At 32.8% G+C, this 21,613-nt stretch carries 19 protein-coding genes; 9 read left to right on the plus strand and 10 right to left on the minus strand.

The annotated features are described in order from the left end of the window. The first annotated feature begins 359 nt into the window (after nt 1-359). The 4 genes from V1T75_RS07155 to gwsS all read left to right on the plus strand — a co-directional run bounded on the left by V1T75_RS07155 (nt 360) and on the right by gwsS (nt 2,766). Entirely contained in the window at nt 360-551 is a 192-nt protein-coding gene (locus tag V1T75_RS07155; RefSeq protein WP_330487862.1) for a hypothetical protein, read from the plus strand. A gap of 62 nt (nt 552-613) precedes the next feature. Then, on the plus strand, nt 614-1,618 hold the full coding sequence (gene gwsG / locus V1T75_RS07160; RefSeq protein WP_330487863.1) for a grasp-with-spasm system ATP-grasp peptide maturase: 1,005 nt from the start codon (nt 614-616) through the stop codon (nt 1,616-1,618). Further along, nucleotides 1,563-1,787, plus strand: a complete 225-nt coding sequence (locus tag V1T75_RS07165; RefSeq protein ID WP_330487864.1) for a hypothetical protein — start codon at nt 1,563-1,565, stop codon at nt 1,785-1,787. Before gwsG ends, V1T75_RS07165 begins: the two co-directional genes overlap by 56 nt. Next, entirely contained in the window at nt 1,777-2,766 is a 990-nt protein-coding gene (gene gwsS / locus V1T75_RS07170; protein ID WP_330487865.1) for a grasp-with-spasm system SPASM domain peptide maturase, read from the plus strand. The genes V1T75_RS07165 and gwsS overlap by 11 nt, the downstream gene beginning before the upstream one ends. Here the strand turns inward: gwsS and V1T75_RS07175 are convergent. The 3 genes from V1T75_RS07175 to aspS form a co-directional block, all read right to left on the minus strand. Continuing rightward, complete coding sequence (locus V1T75_RS07175; RefSeq protein ID WP_330487866.1) at nt 2,763-4,535, minus strand: chloride channel protein; 1,773 nt, start codon at nt 4,533-4,535, stop codon at nt 2,763-2,765. The two genes, gwsS and V1T75_RS07175, sit on opposite strands and share 4 nt — an antisense overlap. A gap of 98 nt (nt 4,536-4,633) precedes the next feature. After that, nucleotides 4,634-6,397, minus strand: coding sequence for an APC family permease (locus V1T75_RS07180; protein ID WP_330487867.1), 1,764 nt, complete (start codon nt 6,395-6,397; stop codon nt 4,634-4,636). Between the two features lie 97 nt (nt 6,398-6,494). After that, complete coding sequence (gene aspS, locus V1T75_RS07185) at nt 6,495-8,249, minus strand: aspartate--tRNA ligase (RefSeq protein WP_330487868.1); 1,755 nt, start codon at nt 8,247-8,249, stop codon at nt 6,495-6,497. A gap of 180 nt (nt 8,250-8,429) precedes the next feature. Here aspS and V1T75_RS07190 point away from each other — a divergent pair, with 180 nt between their 5' ends. The 3 genes from V1T75_RS07190 to V1T75_RS07200 all read left to right on the plus strand — a co-directional run bounded on the left by V1T75_RS07190 (nt 8,430) and on the right by V1T75_RS07200 (nt 11,032). Then, nucleotides 8,430-8,774, plus strand: coding sequence for a HopJ type III effector protein (locus tag V1T75_RS07190; protein WP_330487869.1), 345 nt, complete (start codon nt 8,430-8,432; stop codon nt 8,772-8,774). 131 nt (nt 8,775-8,905) lie between these two features. Next, the gene (locus tag V1T75_RS07195) at nt 8,906-9,127 is read left to right on the plus strand and encodes a hypothetical protein (protein WP_330487870.1); all 222 of its coding nucleotides are present in this window, start codon (nt 8,906-8,908) and stop codon (nt 9,125-9,127) included. 168 nt (nt 9,128-9,295) lie between these two features. Further along, entirely contained in the window at nt 9,296-11,032 is a 1,737-nt protein-coding gene (locus V1T75_RS07200; protein ID WP_330487871.1) for a M28 family peptidase, read from the plus strand. Here the strand turns inward: V1T75_RS07200 and V1T75_RS07205 are convergent. From V1T75_RS07205 to pheS, 3 genes are all read right to left on the minus strand, one after another. Further along, nucleotides 11,019-12,383, minus strand: a complete 1,365-nt coding sequence (locus V1T75_RS07205; protein ID WP_330487872.1) for an alanine/glycine:cation symporter family protein — start codon at nt 12,381-12,383, stop codon at nt 11,019-11,021. The genes V1T75_RS07200 and V1T75_RS07205 overlap by 14 nt on opposite strands. Nucleotides 12,384-12,473: 90 nt before the next feature. After that, nucleotides 12,474-12,869 (minus strand): hypothetical protein, encoded by a 396-nt coding sequence (locus V1T75_RS07210; RefSeq protein ID WP_330487873.1) that lies wholly within the window; start codon nt 12,867-12,869, stop codon nt 12,474-12,476. A gap of 166 nt (nt 12,870-13,035) precedes the next feature. Then, a complete protein-coding gene (gene pheS / locus V1T75_RS07215; RefSeq protein ID WP_330487874.1) occupies nt 13,036-14,055 on the minus strand; it encodes a phenylalanine--tRNA ligase subunit alpha in 1,020 nt (339 codons plus the stop codon). 191 nt (nt 14,056-14,246) lie between these two features. On the opposite strand from pheS, the gene gdhA reads away from it, so the two are divergent. Beyond that, a complete protein-coding gene (gdhA, locus tag V1T75_RS07220) occupies nt 14,247-15,590 on the plus strand; it encodes an NADP-specific glutamate dehydrogenase (protein ID WP_330487875.1) in 1,344 nt (447 codons plus the stop codon). Nucleotides 15,591-15,666: 76 nt separating this feature from the next. Here the strand turns inward: gdhA and V1T75_RS07225 are convergent, their stop codons facing one another. After that, a complete protein-coding gene (locus tag V1T75_RS07225; RefSeq protein ID WP_330487876.1) occupies nt 15,667-15,996 on the minus strand; it encodes a hypothetical protein in 330 nt (109 codons plus the stop codon). Between the two features lie 338 nt (nt 15,997-16,334). Here V1T75_RS07225 and V1T75_RS07230 point away from each other — a divergent pair, with 338 nt between their 5' ends. After that, the gene (locus V1T75_RS07230; RefSeq protein WP_330487877.1) at nt 16,335-17,294 is read left to right on the plus strand and encodes an endonuclease/exonuclease/phosphatase family protein; all 960 of its coding nucleotides are present in this window, start codon (nt 16,335-16,337) and stop codon (nt 17,292-17,294) included. A gap of 50 nt (nt 17,295-17,344) precedes the next feature. Here the strand turns inward: V1T75_RS07230 and glmS are convergent, their stop codons facing one another. The 3 genes from glmS to V1T75_RS07245 are packed head-to-tail and all read right to left on the minus strand — an operon-like array spanning nt 17,345 to nt 21,579. Then, nucleotides 17,345-19,201, minus strand: a complete 1,857-nt coding sequence (gene glmS, locus V1T75_RS07235; protein WP_330487878.1) for a glutamine--fructose-6-phosphate transaminase (isomerizing) — start codon at nt 19,199-19,201, stop codon at nt 17,345-17,347. A gap of 9 nt (nt 19,202-19,210) precedes the next feature. After that, on the minus strand, nt 19,211-20,764 hold the full coding sequence (locus V1T75_RS07240; protein ID WP_330487879.1) for a DUF4270 family protein: 1,554 nt from the start codon (nt 20,762-20,764) through the stop codon (nt 19,211-19,213). Further along, nucleotides 20,764-21,579, minus strand: coding sequence for a glycogen/starch synthase (locus tag V1T75_RS07245; protein ID WP_330487880.1), 816 nt, complete (start codon nt 21,577-21,579; stop codon nt 20,764-20,766). Before V1T75_RS07245 ends, V1T75_RS07240 begins: the two co-directional genes overlap by 1 nt. Nucleotides 21,580-21,613 lie beyond the last annotated feature (34 nt).

A 21,613-nucleotide genomic window follows, 5' to 3' on the forward strand; every position in this document is an offset into this window, starting at 1 on the left:
TGATTGTAGGTGTAATACTTTATTATACCCCCCCCAAAAAAAAAGTTTGTGACACACTCATTTGTCTAAGAATAAGCAAAATGTTTAATGCTGTTTTAAAAGTTTTGTGGAGACGCTCATAAAAAAGATTTTAGAATTAGAAATTAGTTTTATTAAGCTGTTATAATTTTTAAATAGTACCTCCTAATTTTATAAATAGTTCCTTAACACTTCAATTTTACCTTGCTAAAAATTCAATATTTGTATTCAACCTTTTTTAAAAGGGACGTAAAAATACGTAAGAATTGATATAGTTAGTAAAGGGAGTAAGCCGAAAATCCCATAGTAAACAGAGTAGGTAACCAAATAAATATTTTATTATGAATTCAAAAATGAAATCATTAAAAGAGTTTGAAATGTCTCAAAGTGAGATGGACACAACTAAAGGAGGTCTTTACTACGGATCTGGTGTTTATTGGAGAGACGAGAGAGAAGAAGACTATGTAGGAAGTTTTAATATTGGAACCTATGTAGACGGGTTTAATATGGGAACTGATGGTTATAAAGATTAATTAGTTCTTAATAACCCATTCTGTTAATTCTATTTTGGCAGAATGGGTTAAATAGTTGAAGTATGATATTAATTTTATCGATAGAACAAGATGAAAGTACCATTGACATAATAAGATGGCTTAGTTATTTAAAAGAAGATTTTATACTGCTCAACAATAATGAGCTTATAAGCAACTTAACCGTAAATATAAACACCTCTGAGGTATTTATTAGCACTAAAGACGCAACTGTTAATTTTAATGAAATTACTTCGGTTTGGTATCGAAGAGGAAACTTTACCCTGTATGACTGTATTGAGATAAAGGATTTTATAGGAGATAAAATAACTGAGTTTTATAATGAGGAAAAAAAAGATTTATTTGAGTACTTACATTTTTTACTACATCAAAAACCTTCTATAAATAATTATAACTTTAAAAAAGTTAATAAACTTATTGTATTAACCTTAGCGAAACAATTGGGGTTGTGTATTCCTAAAACCACCATAACAAATCAAAAAAAAGTTTTAAGAGAAGAATTAAAAAACAAATTGTTAATTACAAAGCCAATCAATGACCCCATGAGTTTGTATGGAGATACTTATTGGCTGCCTACCTATACAACATCAATAAATACAGAGAAAGCTGATTTACTCGACGATACTTTCGGAGTTAGTTTATTTCAAGAAAACATTAAAAAAATACTCGAAATACGTAGTTATTTTTTGGATGGAGAGTTTTATTCAATGGCTATTTTCTCTCAGTTAGACGAACAAACTAAAACAGATTTTAGATGTTATAATAATCAAAAACCCAATAGAACAATTCCGTTCAACCTACCTTCAGACATTGAAATAAAATTAAAAACGTTGGCAGAAAAACTGAATTTAACGAGTTGTTCTTTCGATTTAATTTACACCCCCTCTAAACAATATGTTTTCTTAGAAGTAAATCCTATAGGGCAATTTGGTATGGTTTCTTATCCATGTAATTATTATTTAGAAGAAAAAATAGCGTACAAACTCAAAAACTATGATATCTCAAAAAGAAGCACAACAGTTATTAAACAAAACGAAAGAAGAGTATAAAAACAAATTACCGGCAGTAATTTATTTATCAGAAATAAAACCTATTAGTAACAATTCTATGTCATTAATTCACAATAGAATATCAATAGACAAATATCACGATAGGTATGCTTTAAAAAGAAGTTTTTACAAGCCAATAACAATACAACACCCAATTAATGAAGAATAGTAATAAATATGTAAGAATGTTTTCTAATTGCATTCCAGTTTTGGGGAGAGACAAATCTGTTATATACGACTTGCAAAGAAAGCAAATGTTTAATATTCCTAACGATTTATACAACTTCATTCAGTTATTCGAAAAACATACTATTTCAGAAATATTTGAATTATGTGGAAAAGATAATGAGCAAGTCGTAGAAGAATACTTTCAATTTTTAACAAAAAAAGAACTTACATTTTTAATAGATAAAGATGAGCTAGAGTTGTTTCCTAAATTGAGTATGAAATGGACCTCTCCTGCTAAAATATCAAATGCAATTATTGAGATAAGTGAAACAACATACCCTTTGTTCGAAAAAATAGTAGCATACCTTACAGCATTAGGCTGTGAACATTTGTATCTTAAAATTGATGCTCCTACATCATTTCTTCTTATGAAAGATATTATGGAGAAATTAACCACCTCTGCTATTTTTTCTGTTGTGTTTGAAACACCATTTAACAAAGGAGAAAAAATAACCGATTATGAACAACTTATAGTTGAGAATAAAAGGATAGAGACAATTTTTCTCTTAAGTGACGAACAGTTAAAAACAGCATCTTCTAAAATTCTTATAACATCACCTAAGCGATTTGTAAATAAAAAAGAATATTTTTTCAAGATAAACATATCCTTATTTACAGAATCTCAAAAATATAATACCTACTTTAATCAAAAGATTTTTATAAATAAAGAGGGGGGGGTATTGAATGCTCCAGAAACTGAAGAATTATTTGGTAACATCACAAGATTAAGGTTTAAGGAGCTGGAAGCGGTTGTAGACTCAGAACAGTTTCAAAGGTATTGGAGCATTAATAAAGATGTAATAGATGAATGTAGAGATTGTGAATTGCGTTATATGTGTGTGGATAATAGAGTACCCAAGCAATCTAGAGAAGGAAGCTATTTTTTTACTTCAAAATGTGAACTAAGAGTAATGAACTAAGCGGTAACCTCAATTAGCTTATTTCTATATACAGAGAGCAGTTTTGATTTGGATATAAAACCAACATATACCCCATTTTTAACTACAGGTAAGTTCCAAGCACCGCTTTCTTTAAATTTTTGCATCACCTTTTCAGTGCCATCATCATAAAAAATTATGGCGGGAGCTATTTTCATAATATCTTTAACAGAAGTTGTGTCGTATAGCTCTTGATTAAACATCATAGGTCGGATATCATCTAGCAAAACAATTCCTCTAAACTTATTGTCACTATCCACTACAGGAAAGATGTTTCGTTTCGATTTAGAAACAGCTTGTTTAAGCATCTCTCCCAAGGTCATATCAGGGTAAATTTTAATAAAGTTCTTTTCAATAATCTTACTAATCTTCATCATCATCATTACATTTTTATCTTTATTATGTGTAATAAGTTCACCGCGTTTAGCTAGCTCAATAGTGTAAATTGAATTAGAAACAAAGTATTTGGTAATGGCATAAGAAACTGCTGAAACGAGCATCAATGGAACAAATAAATCATAACCTCCAGTTATTTCAGCAATTAAGAAAATAGCCGTTAAAGGTGCGTGTAAAACACCAGCCATTAAGCCTGTCATGCCAATCAACGTGAAGTTAGTTTCCGAGACATCAAATCCGAATTGATTGATAATTTTAGCAGTAACATTTCCCAAAGCACTTCCCATAACAAGTGTTGGGATAAAAATTCCACCAACTCCACCTGCAGCAAAAGTAGTAGTCATGGCAATTACTTTAAAAACACCTATAATTAATAGAAAAATTATGACCATCCACACATTGTCAAAATCAATTGAATAATGAATACTTTTGAGAGCAGCACCAGCATTTTCAGATAATAAATTATTGATAATTCCGTATCCTTCACCAAATAAAGGAGGAATTAAAAAGAGCATTATACCAATAGCAATTCCACCAAACACTAATCGTTTAAAGGGAGTGTATTTTTTGAAAAAATTAATGATTCTAAAATAGATTTTCGAAAAATATACAGAAGAAAATCCTGTAAAAATAGCCAAAGCTATGTAAAAGATAAGATCGTTAATTTCAAAAGCATCTTGCAGTTGCACACTAAACAACACATCTTTTCCCAAAAAGAAATAAGAAGTAATTACCGCAGAAACAGAGGCTAATAATAAAGGAACTAACGAAGCAAAAGCAAGATCCAAGCTAAAAATTTCCACTGCAAAAATGATAGCGGCAATAGGAGCTTTGAACATTGAAGACATTGCCCCAGCAGTAGCACAACCAATTAGCAACATACGGGTTCTCATATTCATATGAAAAAACTGAGCAACACCAGAGCCTAAGGCAGCACCAGTACTTACAGCAGGGCCTTGCAACCCTACAGAACCTCCAAAACCTACAGTTATAGGAGCGGTAATTAACGAAGCATAAATTTTATAACGCTCAATAATTCCATTTTTTTTAGAAATAGACTGTAAAGTGGTAGAAATACCGTGACCAATATCTTTTTTGATGAAATATTTCTTGATGTAAAACACTAAAAATAATCCGATAATAGGAAAAATAAAGTACAAAGAATGATGATAGTCTTTAATAAGCCCATCTTCTAAAATACGGTGAAAGTAAAAAGTAAGGTTCTTAAGAATTAAGGTACCAATCCCTGCTAAAAAACCAACTAAAACACTTAAAACATATACAAACTGTCGTTCAGAGATATGTTTGTATCTCCAAATTAATATTTTTTTATAAGCTTCCTTAGATGTAGGCATTGTTTTTTAGATGCTTAGTTAATTTTTGAAAAGCTAGTTAAGAATACTTAAAGATACTATCCTCTTTTTGATTTACTAAATAAGAAGAAAAAAAATTATCAAACGATTAATCGGACACCACCAAGTTCTTCAACTTTATAAGGAAATTTATTACTTGGAGCTCCTATAAACATAAAATTAATAGGGATATTCCATTTCTCAGACAGTTCTCTAATTAACTCAGGGCTAAATTTTCCCTGAACAACTTGAAAGTTTACTTTAATCTTTGGGTACTCTCTATCTAAAAAAGTAATCTCATTAGGTAAGTTTTCAGGAATTGTATCCCCTTCGTCAAGCGCTAATACAATTTTTATTTTTTTAGTGTGTTCATTTTTAATAATATAGAGCATAACCTTGTTCAGAGTAGCAATATTATCTCCTTTGGTAAAAAAGACAAACTCTTGATCGTTTATTTTATTAATGGTTTTAGTAATTTTTCTATCCATGCTTGAAACTAAACGTCTCAAAGGGTTAAAAAGAGCATAAATTATTTGTAGTACTAGTTTTAATAAAACAGTACGATTTAGCATAATTATGATAAAAATTATAGTAGGGATAAAATAATTTAAAAAGACAGACGTGTTGCTAGGTAAACCATCTTTTGGTTCCATTAAAATATTACCTATTAAAGCGCATAATACAGCAACTATAGCTAATAAAACAGAAGCCCAAGTTGCCTTTTCTGGTCTAGGTAATTGATTTCTCCTTATTTTTAATAAAATATTTCCTATAGCAAACAATGCCATTACCGATAAAAAAGAAATAGTATATACACCAGCTAATAAAGCAACATTTCCATTCGTTATAAGTAACACAGAAACTGCCAGAATAAAGAATAAAATAATAATTCGGTAAGAACTACCTCTTTTGTTCTTTTTTAAGAAGAACTGAGGCATAATTCGGTCTAATGTCATACGTTCCAACAAACCTGTAACACCTACAAAGCTGGTTAAAACAGCTCCGCTTAATACTAAAAAAGCATCTATAGCTATAACAGCAGCAACCCAATCACCACCCACAAATTCTCCCATTTGAACTAATAAAGTATTTTGGTAATCAGTACTCTGTAAAACAGGAATTGCGAAAAGAGATAAAGCAAAAACAGCCATTAAAGGGTTAATAATACTTACAATTACCCACATGTTTTTTAGTGTTTTTGGAAAAACCCCTTTCTGTTGTTCTTCAACAAAGTTTGCAGAACTTTCAAAACCAGAAACTCCTAACATAGATGCTGCAAAACCAAAAAAGATAGCATACCAAATACTGTTTTCAGATTGATGATTCCAATTGTTAAAGAGAATGTCAATTCCGTTTTGAGATAAATAAAAAACAATAAAAAAGGCAAGAACGACTAATGATAGTAGGTGAAATAAAAAAATTCCGACAGCTACTTTAGCCGATTCTGTTATACCACCTATAGTTAATAAAGCAAAAAACAATAAAAGTCCAACAGTTGCTATAATAATAGGCATTGAGGGAATTAGATGGTGTAGGTAATGAATAGCTTCATTGGCAGAAATGACAGCAGTAGCCATATAAGAAAGTATGGTAAGTGTTGCGGCAAAAGAAGCCATTAACTTACTTGTGGTATTCAATAAAGCATTGTAAGCACCACCATTTAACGGCATTGCACCAACTACTTCCCCATAAATTTTCCGAAATAAAAATAATACTACTGATACGATTAATAGCGTTATCCATGCATATTGACCAGCAAACGCAATAGCTAATGCTGATACATACAAAACAGAGGAGCTGATGTCGTTACCACAAATAGCGGTTGACTCTAATTCATTAAGCTTTTTAGAGATAGCTTGTTTCATAATATGTTATTGGTTTGTTTTCGTGAAGTTTAACCTTTTCAAGACGTACATTAAAGGTAATAAAAAACCCTGCAAATTTTGCAGGGTTTTTATTTTTTTAAGATTTTACAGCTAGTTTGATGCTTAGTTCTTGTAGTTGTTCATCGTCTATAGTAGCAGGTGCGTCTATCATTACATCGCGCCCTGAATTGTTTTTAGGAAAGGCAATAAAGTCTCTAATGGTTTCTTGACCTCCTAAAATAGCTACCAATCTATCCAATCCAAAAGCCAAACCTCCGTGGGGTGGTGCCCCGTATTCAAAAGCATCCATTAAGAATCCGAATTGCGCTTTTGCCTCTTCTTCGGTAAATCCTAAATGCTTAAACATGATAGCTTGTGTTTCTTTATCGTGAATTCTAATAGAACCTCCACCAATTTCGTTTCCGTTTAACACTAAATCGTAAGCGTTAGCTTTTACAGCTCCTGGATCAGTATCTAATAATGCTAACTGACCTGGTTTTGGAGAAGTAAATGGATGGTGCATTGCGTGGTAATGCCCTGTTTCTTCATCTAATTCTAGTAATGGGAAATCGATAACCCATAACGGAGCAAACTCATCAGGTTTACGCAAACCTAAACGTTCTGCTAGTTCCATACGTAACGCACTTAATTGCGCGCGAACTTTGTTAGTATTTCCTGAAAGGATGCAGATTAAATCTCCTGCTTTAGCTCCTGTAGCTTCAGCCCATTTAGCTAAATCTTCTTGGTCGTAGAACTTGTCTACCGATGATTTAAAGCTTCCATCTTCGTTACACTTTACATATACCATTCCTAAAGCTCCTACTTGCGGACGCTTTACCCAGTCGATTAATTTGTCAATCTCTTTACGAGTGTATGAAGCTCCCTCTGGAACAGCAATACCTACTACTAACTCAGCATCGTTAAATACTTTAAAGTCTTTGTGCTGTGCTACTTCGTTTAACTCGCCAAATTCCATTCCAAAACGGATGTCTGGTTTGTCGTTACCATATTTACGCATGGCTTCATCAAACGTAATTCGTGGGAATTTGTCTACTTCAACTCCGTTGATTTCTTTTAGTAAATGACGTGTCATTCCTTCAAAAATCTCTAACACATCTTCTTGCTCAACAAACGCCATTTCACAGTCTATCTGTGTAAACTCTGGTTGACGGTCGGCACGTAAATCTTCATCTCTAAAACACTTTACAATTTGGAAGTATTTATCCATACCACCTACCATTAACAACTGTTTAAAAGTTTGTGGCGATTGTGGTAAGGCATAAAACTGCCCTGCATTCATACGAGAAGGCACTAAGAAATCACGTGCTCCTTCTGGAGTAGACTTGATTAAATAGGGAGTTTCCACATCAATAAATCCTTTGTCAGATAAATATTTGCGAACTTCCATTGATACTTTATGACGGAAAACCAAGCTGTTTTTAACTGGGTTACGACGAATATCCAAATAACGATATTTCATACGTAAATCTTCACCCCCATCCGTTTCATCTTCAATAGTAAAAGGAGGTAATTTCGCTTCGTTTAAAATTTCTAGGGTTGATACTAAAACTTCTATAGCACCTGTTGGAATATTGGGGTTTTTAGATTGACGCTCAATTACGGTACCTGTTACTTGTACAACAAACTCACGCCCTAAGGTTTTTGCTTTATCTAGTAACTCTTTAGAAGTACGCTCTTCGTCGAAAATTAACTGTGTAATTCCGTAACGATCACGTAAATCTACCCAAATCATAAAACCTTTATCACGTGATTTTTGTACCCATCCAGAAAGGGTTACTTCAGTATTAATGTGCGATGCTCTTAACTCGCCACAAGTATGCGTTCTGTACATTTTTAAAAGTTTTTTTCTCGCGTAGCGAGATTTCCTACAAATTGTCATTCCGAAGGTATTTCGGAAACTTGAAATTTTTGCTGTGCAAATTTAACTATAAATGTTAGTTTGTAAAAAATTACTACGGGTTAGTTTTTACGAGTTTTAATCTTTTGTTTTGCAGCATAAAACCTTTTTAAAATGAGACTAGATAGATTTAAACAAATCATAGAAAGTACACCAGAAAAAGTTGAATTTTCTGATACTATGTTAGTGATTGAAAATGTATATAATTTTACACCCACTGCCTTTAAAAATGGAGATTTATACAATGAAGCTGAAAAAAATCAAGGTTCATGTAAAGTGTTTTCGTTTGCTATACAACAAGGGTTCAGTAAAGAAGAAACCTTGGCTTGTTTTGGACAGTATTATTTTGAAGATGTTTTAAAAAATCCTGAAGGAACAGATCATCAAAACATTAGAAATTTTATAAAAACTGGTTTTGAAGGCTTATTTTTTGAAGGAGTGGCGCTAACAAAACGTTAAGGATTTTTTTGAGAGTTAGTCTGTTTCTTCTATTCCAAAGTCAGCTTCAATATCAAAGGAACTCTTTATAAAGTAATTAGAGCTTTATTGTTTATTGATTTTTTCGTAAATTATAGGGTAATTTGATGGTTATGAGGATTTCGGCGATGTTTTTGGTGTTGTTTGTCACTGTTTTTTTATTGGTGCTAACTGCTTTGGTCTATACTAATATAGGCTTTAGCTGGGTGTTTATACTTACAGTTATCGGTCAGTTACTAGTAGTGTTAATGGTTTACAAAGTATTAAAAGACCATTACACGACCAATAAAACTTTTGAAGACTTTTATGAAGATCATCCGATAGGGAAAGAGTAAAACTACATAAAGAAGTAGCAACAGCCTCTTAAAATTCATTCACTTTTAATTTCAATACAGTTTACAGTTTTTTGTAACAACTTAAAAAAGTTGTCGTTAGTAAGAAAGCAAAATAGACAAGCACAAGAAGACTTAAAAAGTGTACATTTAAAGCCACAAAACTCCGTTATGCAAAAAAAACGTTACCTATTACCTGTTGTCCTTTTATTATTTATAAGCTGCAAAAAAGAAAAAACAGTTCCCGTTTTAAATACCTCTAATTATTTCGATATTTTAAATGAAAAGTTTACTGGAGATTTAGCCTATGAAACAACTTCTTTTGTAGAAAAATATTGGCGTGTTGTTGGTAACACAGGCTTTAATAAAAGTGTGTACAAAATTGCTGAAGAATTAGAAAAATCAGGTTTTGTTAAGGAAGATAGCGCTGCGAATAATGACGTTTTAACTTACAGAATAGAAAAAAGATCCTTAAAAAAACCTACTTGGGAATCTGTAAATGCTTCTGTAAAGATAGTTGGAGAAGAGATGCCTCTTTTACAACATAGCACCAATAGAAATATGATTGCTTTAAACTCTTACAGTACCCCTAAAGAGGGAGTTAATGCAGAGGTTGTTTACGTTAAAGACTTAAAAAAAATAAAAGACTTAGATGTGAAAGGAAAAATTGTTTTTGCAGAAACAAGTCCTCATAGCATTTTTAATCAAGCTATTGTAAAAGGAGGTGCTTTAGGACTTATTACCTATAGCAACCCAAAATACTTACAACCTCAAAAAAATACTACGTCTATTCAATTTAGAACGATCCCATTAAATGAAGAAGTAAAATCGTGGGCAATTGCCATGTCTTATAAGGCTAAAGAAAAATTGAAAGAGGAATTATTAAAAGGAAAAGTATCTTTAAATGTAGCTATAGAAACTAATATTTATCCATCAGAAGAACTAACAATTATTGCCGATATAAAAGGGAATAAGTTCCCTAAAGAACGGTTGGTTTTTAGTGCTCACATACAAGAACCTGGAGCAAACGATAATGCTACAGGAGTTGGAGTTGCTTTAGAAATGGCTACACTTACAGCTGAACTTATTAAAAACAACATATTTGTACCTAACAGAACCTTAACTTTTTTATGGGGTGATGAAATTATTTCAACAAACAGGTATGTGAAAGAAGATAGTATAAGAGCAAAAGATATTAAATGGGGAATTTCTTTAGACATGGTTGGGGAAGATACCCAAAAAACAGGGGGTACATTTTTAATTGAAAAAATGCCTGATCCTAGTGCAATTTGGACAAGAGGTAACGATAAGCATACTGAATGGGGAGGACGAAAAATGAAGTTGGAAGAAATGACTCCGCACTATTTGAATGATTTTTTAATTGATAAATTCAAAGAACAAGGAAAGAGAACAAATTGGGTAGTGAATACCAATCCGTTTGAAGGAGGAAGCGATCACGTGCCTTTTTTGAAAAGAAACATTCCAAGTGTTTTGTTCTGGCATTTTACCGATCAATTTTATCATACCGATAACGATCGAATCGATAAAGTATCTCAAAAAACGTTAAAAAACGTAGGGGTTGCCTCATTAGCTTCAGCGTATACCTTATTAAATGCGGATGGTGTTACAGCAAAAACAATACTTCAAGATATTGAAAAAGCAGCGATATCAAGACTTCAAGAAGAAAAGAAGCAAAGCGAAATTGCATTAAAAAAGGGAGATTCGTTATCAACCCAATTATCCATTATTTCAGCTTGGAAAGACTGGTATATCAATTCAACCAAGACAACCTTAGATGTGGTTAAGGGTTCAACAAAACATCAAGAATATATAAAAGAGGTATCAGAGAAAATAGATTCTCTATCGTCTAAAATTAGTGAAGAGCTTACACGTATTAAAACGAATTAGTTTTTAGTTTTTGAAAATATTTTCTAGCTTCTCTCTTTACTTTTGGAGCTAAAATTAGCGTGGATAATACTGTAGGGATTGCCATTAAAGCATACGCACTGTCAATTAGATTGATAACAAAGTCTAATTTGATGATAGAAGCCACTACAATGGTAAAAATATAAATGTAGTTGTAATTCTTTCCTATTTTGGTATTGGTTAAAAAACTCAAGCAACTTAGTCCGTAAAAGGAGTAAGTAAACAGGGTTGAAAACGCAAAAATCAATACACAAATGGTTAAAATAACACTTCCTATGTTATAAGGAAGTACCGCATCAAATGCAGCTAAGGTCATCGAAATTCCGTTGCCTTCAAAACCTTTCCAAACACCCGAAGCTAAAATAGCCAAGGCAGTTAAAGAACAAACCAATAGTGTGTCAATAGCAGGGCCTAACATAGCAACCAATCCTTCACGGATAGGTTCTTTGGTTTTTGCGGTTCCGTGCATCATAGGGGCGGTACCTAAACCGGCTTCGTTAGAAAATGCAGCACGTTTAACACCAGTAATTATCAAAACCCCTAAAGCACCTCCTAAAACAGATTTTCCTGAAAAGGCATCTTCAAAAATTAAAGAAAAAATAGCAGGAACTTGTTCCATTCTTAAAAACAGAATAGTTAACACTGTAATAAGGTATATGACCACCATTACAGGAACTAATTTACCTGCAACACTACCAATTCGTTTAATTCCCCCAAAAATTACCATAGCTACAATAATGGCAATGGCAATACCTAGTAATAATTTTGCAGTAAAATGATTGGTTTCTTGTACATGAAAAACATCAATCAATGTCTGAGTTAATTGGTTTGCTTGAAAAGCAGGCAATGTACCTACCAATCCAGCAGCAGCAAAAAATACAGCTAAAGGTTTCCAGCGCTTTCCTAAACCTTCTGTAATTACATACATTGGACCACCTTTTACATTTCCTTCTTCATCTTTTCCACGATACATAACCGACAAGCTACAGGTAAAAAACTTGGTTGCCATGCCTACAAAAGCACTTACCCACATCCAAAAAATAGCACCTGGTCCACCTGTTGCAATGGCAATGGCAACACCACTGATATTTCCCATTCCTACTGTAGCAGCGATAGCAGAAGATAAAGCTTCGTAGTGTGATAAATCTCCAGGAGAATCAGCTTTGTCATACTTTCCTCTTAAAATGGCAACAGCATGACCGATGTATCTAAAAGGAATTAACCCTGAGTACACAAAGAGGTATAAACCACCACCAATTAATAAAATTAGTAAGGGAATTCCCCATACCCAAGAAGAAAATTGAGCAACTAAGTCTTGAATGTTTGCAAACATAAAGTGATATTTTAAGCGAAAGTACTAAAAGTGAGTATAAACAAAAGAACGATAGCTGCGAATTAACAACTATCGTTCTTTTGTGAATTTTTACTTACAAACAATTCCTCTTTTTCCTAAGAACTCAATATCTCTTAAAAAACCTTCTTGAATAGTTTCTGCTTGAAAAATAAAGGTCTTATCATGTAATCTATTGTTTTCAAAAAAGGTCACCTGAAAACGGTTGTCTAAATCGAACAATTCAGGTTGCATCAATTCAAATTTTTGATAGCTGTTTGCAGGTAATTTATCTATTTTTCTTCGGAAAACAGAAGTAGTTTTAGTGTCTGAGAATCCTTGAGAAACAATAACGACCATTTCTAAATCGACATCTTTCTTGTTAAGAATGTATACATTCCAATCCTCTTTACCGTCGATTTCATTGGTTTCTAAAACAACGGCTATTTCTACATCGGTTACTTTAGGAATTTCAATATCTTTTTTCATTGAATGTTTCTTTAAAAGGAAAGACGAAAGTTGAGTGCTTTCGTCTTTTATATTGTTTGAATTTATTTAAAAATCAATTAAATAGGGGGAAGCTTACGAGATGTTTAAAGGATATACGTCTTAGCATTTAAATCAAATCTCAATACCCTTGGCTATCGCTCTGCGATTAAATTACAGATTTAAACTGCTCTAAGAAACGTTTGTCATTTTCGTAGAACATACGAATATCTGGAATTTGGTATAACAACATGGCAATACGCTCAATACCCATTCCAAAGGCATATCCGCTATATTTAGTTGGATCGATATTACAGTTTTTTAATACATTAGGATCTACCATACCACATCCCATAATTTCTAACCAACCTGTACCTTTGGTAATTCTGTAGTCGGTTTCAGTTTCTAATCCCCAATAAATATCTACTTCAGCACTTGGCTCAGTAAATGGGAAGTATGACGGACGTAAACGTATTTTAGATTTACCAAACATTTCTTTGGTAAAGTATAATAAGGTTTGTTTTAAGTCAGCAAAAGAAACATCAGTATCAATATACAATCCCTCTACTTGATGGAATATACAGTGTGCACGAGCAGAAATATCTTCATTTCTAAAGACACGCCCTGGAGAAATGGTACGAATTGGAGGTTCGTTGTTCTCCATATAACGTACCTGAACTGATGAGGTATGTGTTCTTAGTAAGGTATCAGGATTCTTTTCAATAAAGAAAGTATCCTGCATATCACGTGCTGGGTGATATTCTGGTAAGTTTAAAGCAGTAAAGTTATGCCAATCATCTTCAATTTCTGGTCCTTCAGAAACGGTAAAACCAATACGGTTAAACACTTCGATAATTTGATTTTTCACTAAAGAAATCGGGTGGCGTGAACCTAAGTTAATTGGTTCTGACGGACGCGTTAAATCACCATAAACACCCTTTTCTTCAACAGCATTTTCTATAGCCTCTTTTAAAGTGTTTACCTTTTCTTCAGCAGAATTTTTAAGTAAATTAATGGTTTGCCCAAATTCTTTCTTTTGGTCGTTAGGTACATTTTTAAACTCAGCAAACAACTCTTTTAAAATTCCTTTGCTTCCTAAATATTTAATTCTAAAGGTTTCAATTTCTTCTTTCGAAGTGGTGTTAAAAGCATTTACCTCTCCAATCAATTCTTTTACTTTGTCTAACATAATCTTTCCAAAAGTTAAGGTGCAAATTTACGTTTTTTTGTGTAAAAAAAAGGACTTTTAAGAGTGTTTGCAAAAACACCAATAAAATAAGGGAAATAAACAGTAAAATAGAAATTAACGAATCGTAAAATAATTATATTTGCATAGTAAAATTGTTAATATTATAAAATAACAGAACAACAACTAAGTTTATGGAATCTAAGATACAAGCATTTATGGATTACGTAAAAGAGCGTAATACATATGAACCAGAGTTTTTGCAAGCTGTACATGAAGTAGCAGAAACAGTAATTCCGTTTATAGAAAATAATCCAAAATATCAAGATAAGAAATTACTTGAGCGTATGGTGGAACCTGAACGTACTATTATGTTTAGAGTACCTTGGGTTGACGATAACGGAGAAACTCAAGTAAATAGAGGGTATAGAGTTGAGTTCAACTCAGCGATTGGTCCTTATAAAGGAGGATTACGTTTTCATCCTTCAGTAAACTTATCAATCTTAAAGTTTTTAGGATTTGAGCAAGTATTCAAAAACTCATTAACTACCTTACCAATGGGTGGAGGTAAAGGAGGATCTGATTTCAACCCTAAAGGAAAGTCTGATCGTGAAGTAATGGCTTTTTGTCAATCATTCATGACTGAATTAGCACGTCATATTGGTCCTGATACTGATGTTCCTGCTGGAGATATTGGTGTTGGAGGTCGTGAAATTGGTTACATGTTTGGTCAATACAAGCGTTTACGTAACGAATTTACCGGAGTATTAACAGGTAAAGGAGCTTCTTGGGGAGGTTCATTAATCCGTCCTGAAGCTACAGGTTATGGTGATGTGTACTTTGCTGAAAACATGTTAAAAACTAAAGGAGATTCTTTCGAGGGTAAAACTGTAGTTGTTTCTGGTTCTGGTAATGTAGCGCAGTATGCTACTGAAAAAGCAACTCAATTAGGAGCTAAAGTGGTTACTTTATCTGATTCTTCAGGGTATATTTACGATGAAGAGGGTATTGATGCTGAAAAATTAGCTTTTGTACAAGAATTAAAAAATGTAAAACGTGGAAGAATTCACGAATATGTAGAGAAATATCCATCAGCAAAATTCTTTAAAGGAGAAAGACCTTGGGGAACCAAGTGTGATGTAGCTTTACCATGTGCAACTCAAAATGAGTTAAATGGAGAAGAAGCGAAGGCATTAGTTGAAAACGGATGTATCTGTGTGGCAGAAGGAGCCAATATGCCATCAACTCCTGAGGCTATTGAAGTATTCCAAAATGCAAAAATCTTATTTGCACCTGGAAAAGCTTCAAACGCAGGAGGTGTAGCAACATCTGGTTTAGAGATGTCTCAAAACTCTTTACGTTTGTCTTGGACTCGTGAAGAAGTGGATTCTAAATTACATTCTATTATGAATAACATTCACGAAGCTTGTGTAAAGTATGGTACACAAGAAGGTGGGTATGTTGATTATGTAAAAGGAGCAAATATTGCTGGTTTTGTTAAGGTTGCAGATGCAATGCTTGACCAAGGAGTCGTATAATTTACCGAATAGTCATATCAAAGCCTCATAGAATTCTATGAGGCTTTTTTTATTAGGGGATGATCGTAGGTAATGACTAATTACTGCTTTTCTGTATAGTTAAAGGCATTTTATAAATATGGTTCTTTACCGTTAACTCTTTATTAATTAATTTATAATTCAGTCTGTTTTTTACATAGTTGCAAACTTGCTCAGTATCACAGTTCACATTTAAAATAACTATTTCACCGTTTTTGTTTATTAAAAACTCTACAGTAGTTTTTACTTCCTTATCAAGGATGAAATTTGGGTTTCCTAATAGTTCGATAATTTTTGTTCTAATTTGTTTCTTAGCAGGATTTTCGTTTATTGAAAATACTGAGGTACTCATCAGAGTAACAAACACGAATACGAATAACTTTTTCATTTTTTAGAAGTTTAGGGTTTTGTTTAAGTTTTTGTGTTAAAAAATAACAGTGTAAAAGTATTGTAAATGAGTTGTTTATGTAGTTTTTATTCGTTAATAAAATATTGTTTTAAAGTAAAACATATAGAAGGGTGTAAGCGATTTTACATCTTATTAATATTGACTATTTTTTCATTATTACTTTTCTTCTTTAGGAAGTTATTAAATAATTCAATAATTTTTATGAAAATCAATAAGGTTGTTTTTAAAATTTAGTCCAAATCATTAATCATAAAGGTTAGCTTTATGTTAGATAACGTCCTTCATTTTCGTATTTTCGAAAAACAAATATTTTCTAAATGATAAGAAACAAGAGAAAAAATAGGTATACAATTGCTTTTTATAATGTGGAAAACTTATTTGACACAGTTGATAATCCCCATACTTATGATAATGATTTTACACCAAATGGTAAATTAAAATGGAACAGGGATAAATACAGTCATAAACTTAGAAAAATTACATCTGTAGTTAGTCAGTTAGGAAAAAATCAATCAGCATATCCACCAATTATAGTTGGTTTGGTAGAAGTGGAAAATGCCAATGTTGTTAAGGATTTAGTACAGCATCAAAATTTATCAAAGTTTAATTATGATTATGTTCATTATGATTCTCCTGATGAAAGAGGTATAGACGTTGCCTTGATGTATAATAAAGACTTCTTTGAAATACTATGCTCTAAAACACACTCACTTTTGTTAACAAATGATGATGGAGAGGTAGATTATACACGCGATTTATTGGTGGTTAAAGGAAGGTTTAATGATGAAATAATATACGTTTTAATCAATCATTGGCCTTCACGTAGAGAAGGAGTAATGGAAACGGAAAAGAATAGAATAAAAGCAGCGCAATTAACACGAAGTGTTATGGATGCAATCAAGGAGGAAGAGAGAGGGGCTAAATTTATTGTCATGGGAGATTTTAATGATAATCCGATTAGTAAAAGTATAGCAGAGTACTTAATGTCCGACGACTTGTATAACCCTATGAAATCCTTATATGATATGGGAATTGGAACAACTACCCACTATAAAGAATGGCATTTGTTTGATCAAATTATATTTTCTAGGGATTTTTTTGATTTAGGAAAAAGTAAGCATAGTTTTTTACATGCTAAAGTTTATAATAAAGATTGGTTAAAAATATACAAAGGGAAGTATGAAGGAAGTCCATTTAGAACATTTATAGGGCCTTTTTATAAAGGAGGTTTCTCTGATCATTTTCCTGTTTATATTACGCTTGAAAAAGAGGAATAAAAAAATCCTGAGAAATTTCTCAGGATTTGTATTTTAAATAAAAGCAATTATTACTCAACGGTAACTGATTTTGCTAAATTTCTTGGTTGATCAACATTTTTGCCCAACATTACCGCTATGTGATATGATAGCAATTGAAGAGGAATGGTGGTTAATAAAGGAGAAAAAGCTTCTTCTGTATCTGGAACTTCAATTACATGGTCGGCTATTTCTTTCACTGTTTCGTCACCTTCAGTAACGATTGCGACTATTTTTCCACTCCTAGACTTAATTTCTTGAATATTACTTACTACTTTTTCGTAATGTCCTCTACTTGTCGCAATCACAAAAACAGGCATGTTTTCATCAATTAAGGCAATCGGTCCGTGTTTCATTTCAGCAGCAGGATAGCCTTCAGCATGGATATAAGAAATTTCTTTTAATTTCAATGCACCTTCTAAAGCTACAGGGAAATTAAATCCTCTACCTAAATATAAACAGTTTTTAGCGTCTTTATAAACAGCAGCTATTTCTTTCACCTGAGCATCTATTTTCAATAAATTCTCTACTTGAGCAGGAATTTGCTGCATCGTTTGTAAATAAGTATTTACCACAGATGTAGCTAAAGTTCCTTTTGCCTGCGCTAATTTTAAAGCTATTAAAGAAAGTACTGTGATTTGCGTTGTAAATGCTTTGGTTGAAGCAACCCCAATTTCTGGACCAGCATGGGTGTAAGCACCAGCATGTGTTTCTCTTGCGATAGAAGAACCTACTACATTGCAAACTCCAAAAACAAAAGCTCCTTTAGATTTAGCTAACTTTATGGCAGCTAAAGTGTCAGCGGTTTCTCCAGATTGAGAAATAGCAATTACTACATCTTTTGCAGTTATGATAGGATTTCGATACCTAAACTCTGAAGCGTATTCAACTTCAACAGGAATACGAGCCATATCTTCGAAAAGATATTCTCCAACTAAACCTGCGTGCCATGAAGTACCACAAGCTACAATAATGATTCTGTCTGCATTTAAAAATTTAGACATGTTATCATCAACACCAGCCATTTTTATAATGCCTTCGTTAGCTAACATTCGACCTCTGTAGGTGTCTATAATAGCTTTAGGTTGTTCATATATCTCTTTCAACATAAAGTGATCGTAACCACCTTTTTCAATTTGTTCTAAGCTTAACTGTAGTTTTTGAATATTCGCATCAATCTCTTTGTCGTTTTCAATTTTACGAACCTTTATTCCTTTGTTTTTTTTGATAATTGCCAACTCACCATCTTCAAGGTAAATAGCATCTTTTGTATATTCAATAAAAGGAGAAGCATCTGAAGCGACAAAAAACTCTTCGTTGTTTTTTCCAACCCCAATGGCAATTGGACTCCCTAAACGAGCGACCACTAATTCATTTGGTTTGGTTTTGTCAAAGACAGCAATAGCATAAGCACCAATTACATTGGTTAATGCTAACTGAACAGCTTTACCCAATTTGCATCCTTCACTTTTTTTAACTTCTTCAATAAGATTTACCAATACTTCTGTATCGGTATCACTTTTAAAAACATAACCTCTTGAGGCCAATTCTTTTTTAATAGTGTCATAGTTCTCAATAATACCATTATGAACAATTACCAGGTTGCCAGATTGAGAAAAATGAGGATGAGAGTTTACGTCGTTAGGAACACCATGAGTTGCCCAACGAGTGTGACCAATACCTATTTGTCCTTTTTTTCTTTCCTCTTCTTTGTTTGTAATTACCTCTAAGTCAGAGACCTTTCCTTTGGTTTTTGATAAATGCATCGTTTCGCCATCATACATCATAATACCTGCACTATCATAACCTCTATACTCTAAGCGTTTTAATCCGTTAATTACAATCGGGTACGCCTCTCTATGTCCAATATATCCTGTGATTCCACACATAACAATTTCTTATTTTTCTTTTGAATATGATATTTTTAAAACCGCTCTTTTAGTTCCATTTGCAGCTTCGTTTCCGTTGAATAAAGTTACTGCCCTAGGATTCCAATTATAAGATTTAACTGATGTTGTTAAAATATTATTATTTACAGGTGAATCTGTAGGATTATAAACTTTTAAAACCAATGGATCAGTCGTTATGTTTTCTCCTCCAGATAACAGTTTTGATATATAATCGGTAATTCTAAAGGTATATTTTTCAGGAGCATCATCATCTGTTTTCTGTAAGCCACCACCATAAGAGCTAGGGTCAACATATGCATCTGTTAACTGTGTAGGTGAAATACCTCCTGTTTCGTTCTCCTTATTTTGGTATAAGAATAATTGTTGAGGAGTCGTATTAGCATCACTGTTAATTGTTTGGTTTATGTAGAAAGTAAGTGATGCATCATTAATTAACCAATTGTTACTTTTTAATTCTTGAACTTTTGATTCGTCTAAGATTTTAACTTCAGCCATGCTACCAGCAGTTCCTTGAATAACGAAGTTATTGGTAGGAGCTGGGTTAGTAGCAGGAGTCATTTTATAATAACTATTCCTTATTCCAGATAAAGGGAAGCGAAATACCCCTTTTGTAGTTTTTTTAATTGTAGCACCATCCATACTAGATTTAGTGTATAAGAAATCTATAGAAGGTGTTGGACTTACAGAAGCTAAATCGAGAGGAACCATAGATCCGTCACTTCCTGTAGCAAGTATCTTAATTCCTCTAAAATAATCATCAAAAGCTTCTTTAGATGCGAATTCTGGAGCTTCGAATTTATCCCAAAATAAATCCTTCATTTTGTCAAAATCTAACGGAATTGCCAAAAACGGAACTTTAAGGTTTTGTGAGTTTGAAGCTCTAATAGTATCTTTATATGTATCAGTACTTGTCAATGAAGTAGACCTATCAATTCTATCAAAAATAAATAGAGTATCAGTAGCCTTAGGTTTTAATTCGTATGTCCCTCCTCCGTCATTCAATACATTGTTGCCTAAGTAGTCATTATTAGAAAGAAAAGTGTTTCTTTTAGAAGGATCACTAGGGTTTAATATATTTAAGTAAGTTTCATTTTGTAAAACTTGAATAGAAGTTGCAATATTAGGATTGCCTAAAACAGAGTCTAATTTAAAACTAGTTACGCCGTCAGTTGTTCCTGTCGAGGTTGCTTGGTATGGGATTTTTAAGACCACCTTATCAAGGTTAAATGCAGTGGTATCAGTATCCTTATTGTTAAGGTTTATAACATATCCAATTTGAGAAATTATTGAAGCCTCAATTTTTTCTGCATTAAGGTTGTTATATACACCTAACCAATACTCATTAATGTTAGCATTGATATTGTCAGCTTGTACGCTTTCTATATCTATTGGAGTTATTTCAACATCCAATAAGATTTCCCCAGTTTCGAATTTATCGTTGTTAACAACATTTGTTCCAATCTCACTAAAATCTTTTTCACAAGACGTAATAGTTGCTAAACATAGCAAGCTAATACCAAGTACACCAATTTTTCTAATCATTATTCGCTTAATTCTAAAACGTTCTCTTTATAAAATTCTAAATATGCTTCAGTTAAAGTTTCCTCCGATTGAAAGTCTAAGATCTTCACATCACTTTCATCCATGAAAGCCTCAATTTCTTCAGGTAAAACCTCGCTACCTTTTATGATAGCATCTGAATTTTCAATAGCGCTTTTTAAAATATTAATATGACTTGGTGTTTCAATTGTTGCTACTTTAGAATCGTCAACTTTATCAAAGCGAACTTTGTTAGCTAACTCTTTATTCAAGTCTTCAATATCACTATTGTAAAGCGAAGTTACAATCTTGCTTTCAGCAAACAATGGCTCTTCTTTATAAAATTCTCTTAAATACAAAGGAAGTAATGAAGCCATCCACCCATGAACATGAATAATGTCAGGAGCCCAATTCAGCTTTTTAACAGTTTCAACAACACCTTTGGCGAAGAAAATCATACGTTCATCATTATCATCAAATAACGCATCATCTTCGTCAGAATATACAGCTTTACGCTTAAAATATTCATCGTTATCAATAAAATACACTTGCATTCTTTCTTTAGGAATCGAAGCAACTTTAATTATCAAAGGCATGTCCATGTCGTTAATAATTAAGTTCATACCCGATAAACGAATAACCTCATGTAACTGATGCCTTCGCTCATTAATCACCCCAAATCGAGGCATGAATATACGGGTTTGAATTCCTTTAGAATGTGCATTTTTAGCAACGTTAAATGCGGTAGACGATAATTCTGTTTCTGGTAAATATGGTGTTACCTCTGATGAAACATATAAAATTCTCTTATCCTTCATTAAATCGGTCTCTTTTATTGAAGGTGCAAAAATA

The sequence above is a fragment of the Tenacibaculum sp. FZY0031 genome, assembly GCF_036350695.1.
Taxonomy (GTDB): domain Bacteria; phylum Bacteroidota; class Bacteroidia; order Flavobacteriales; family Flavobacteriaceae; genus Polaribacter.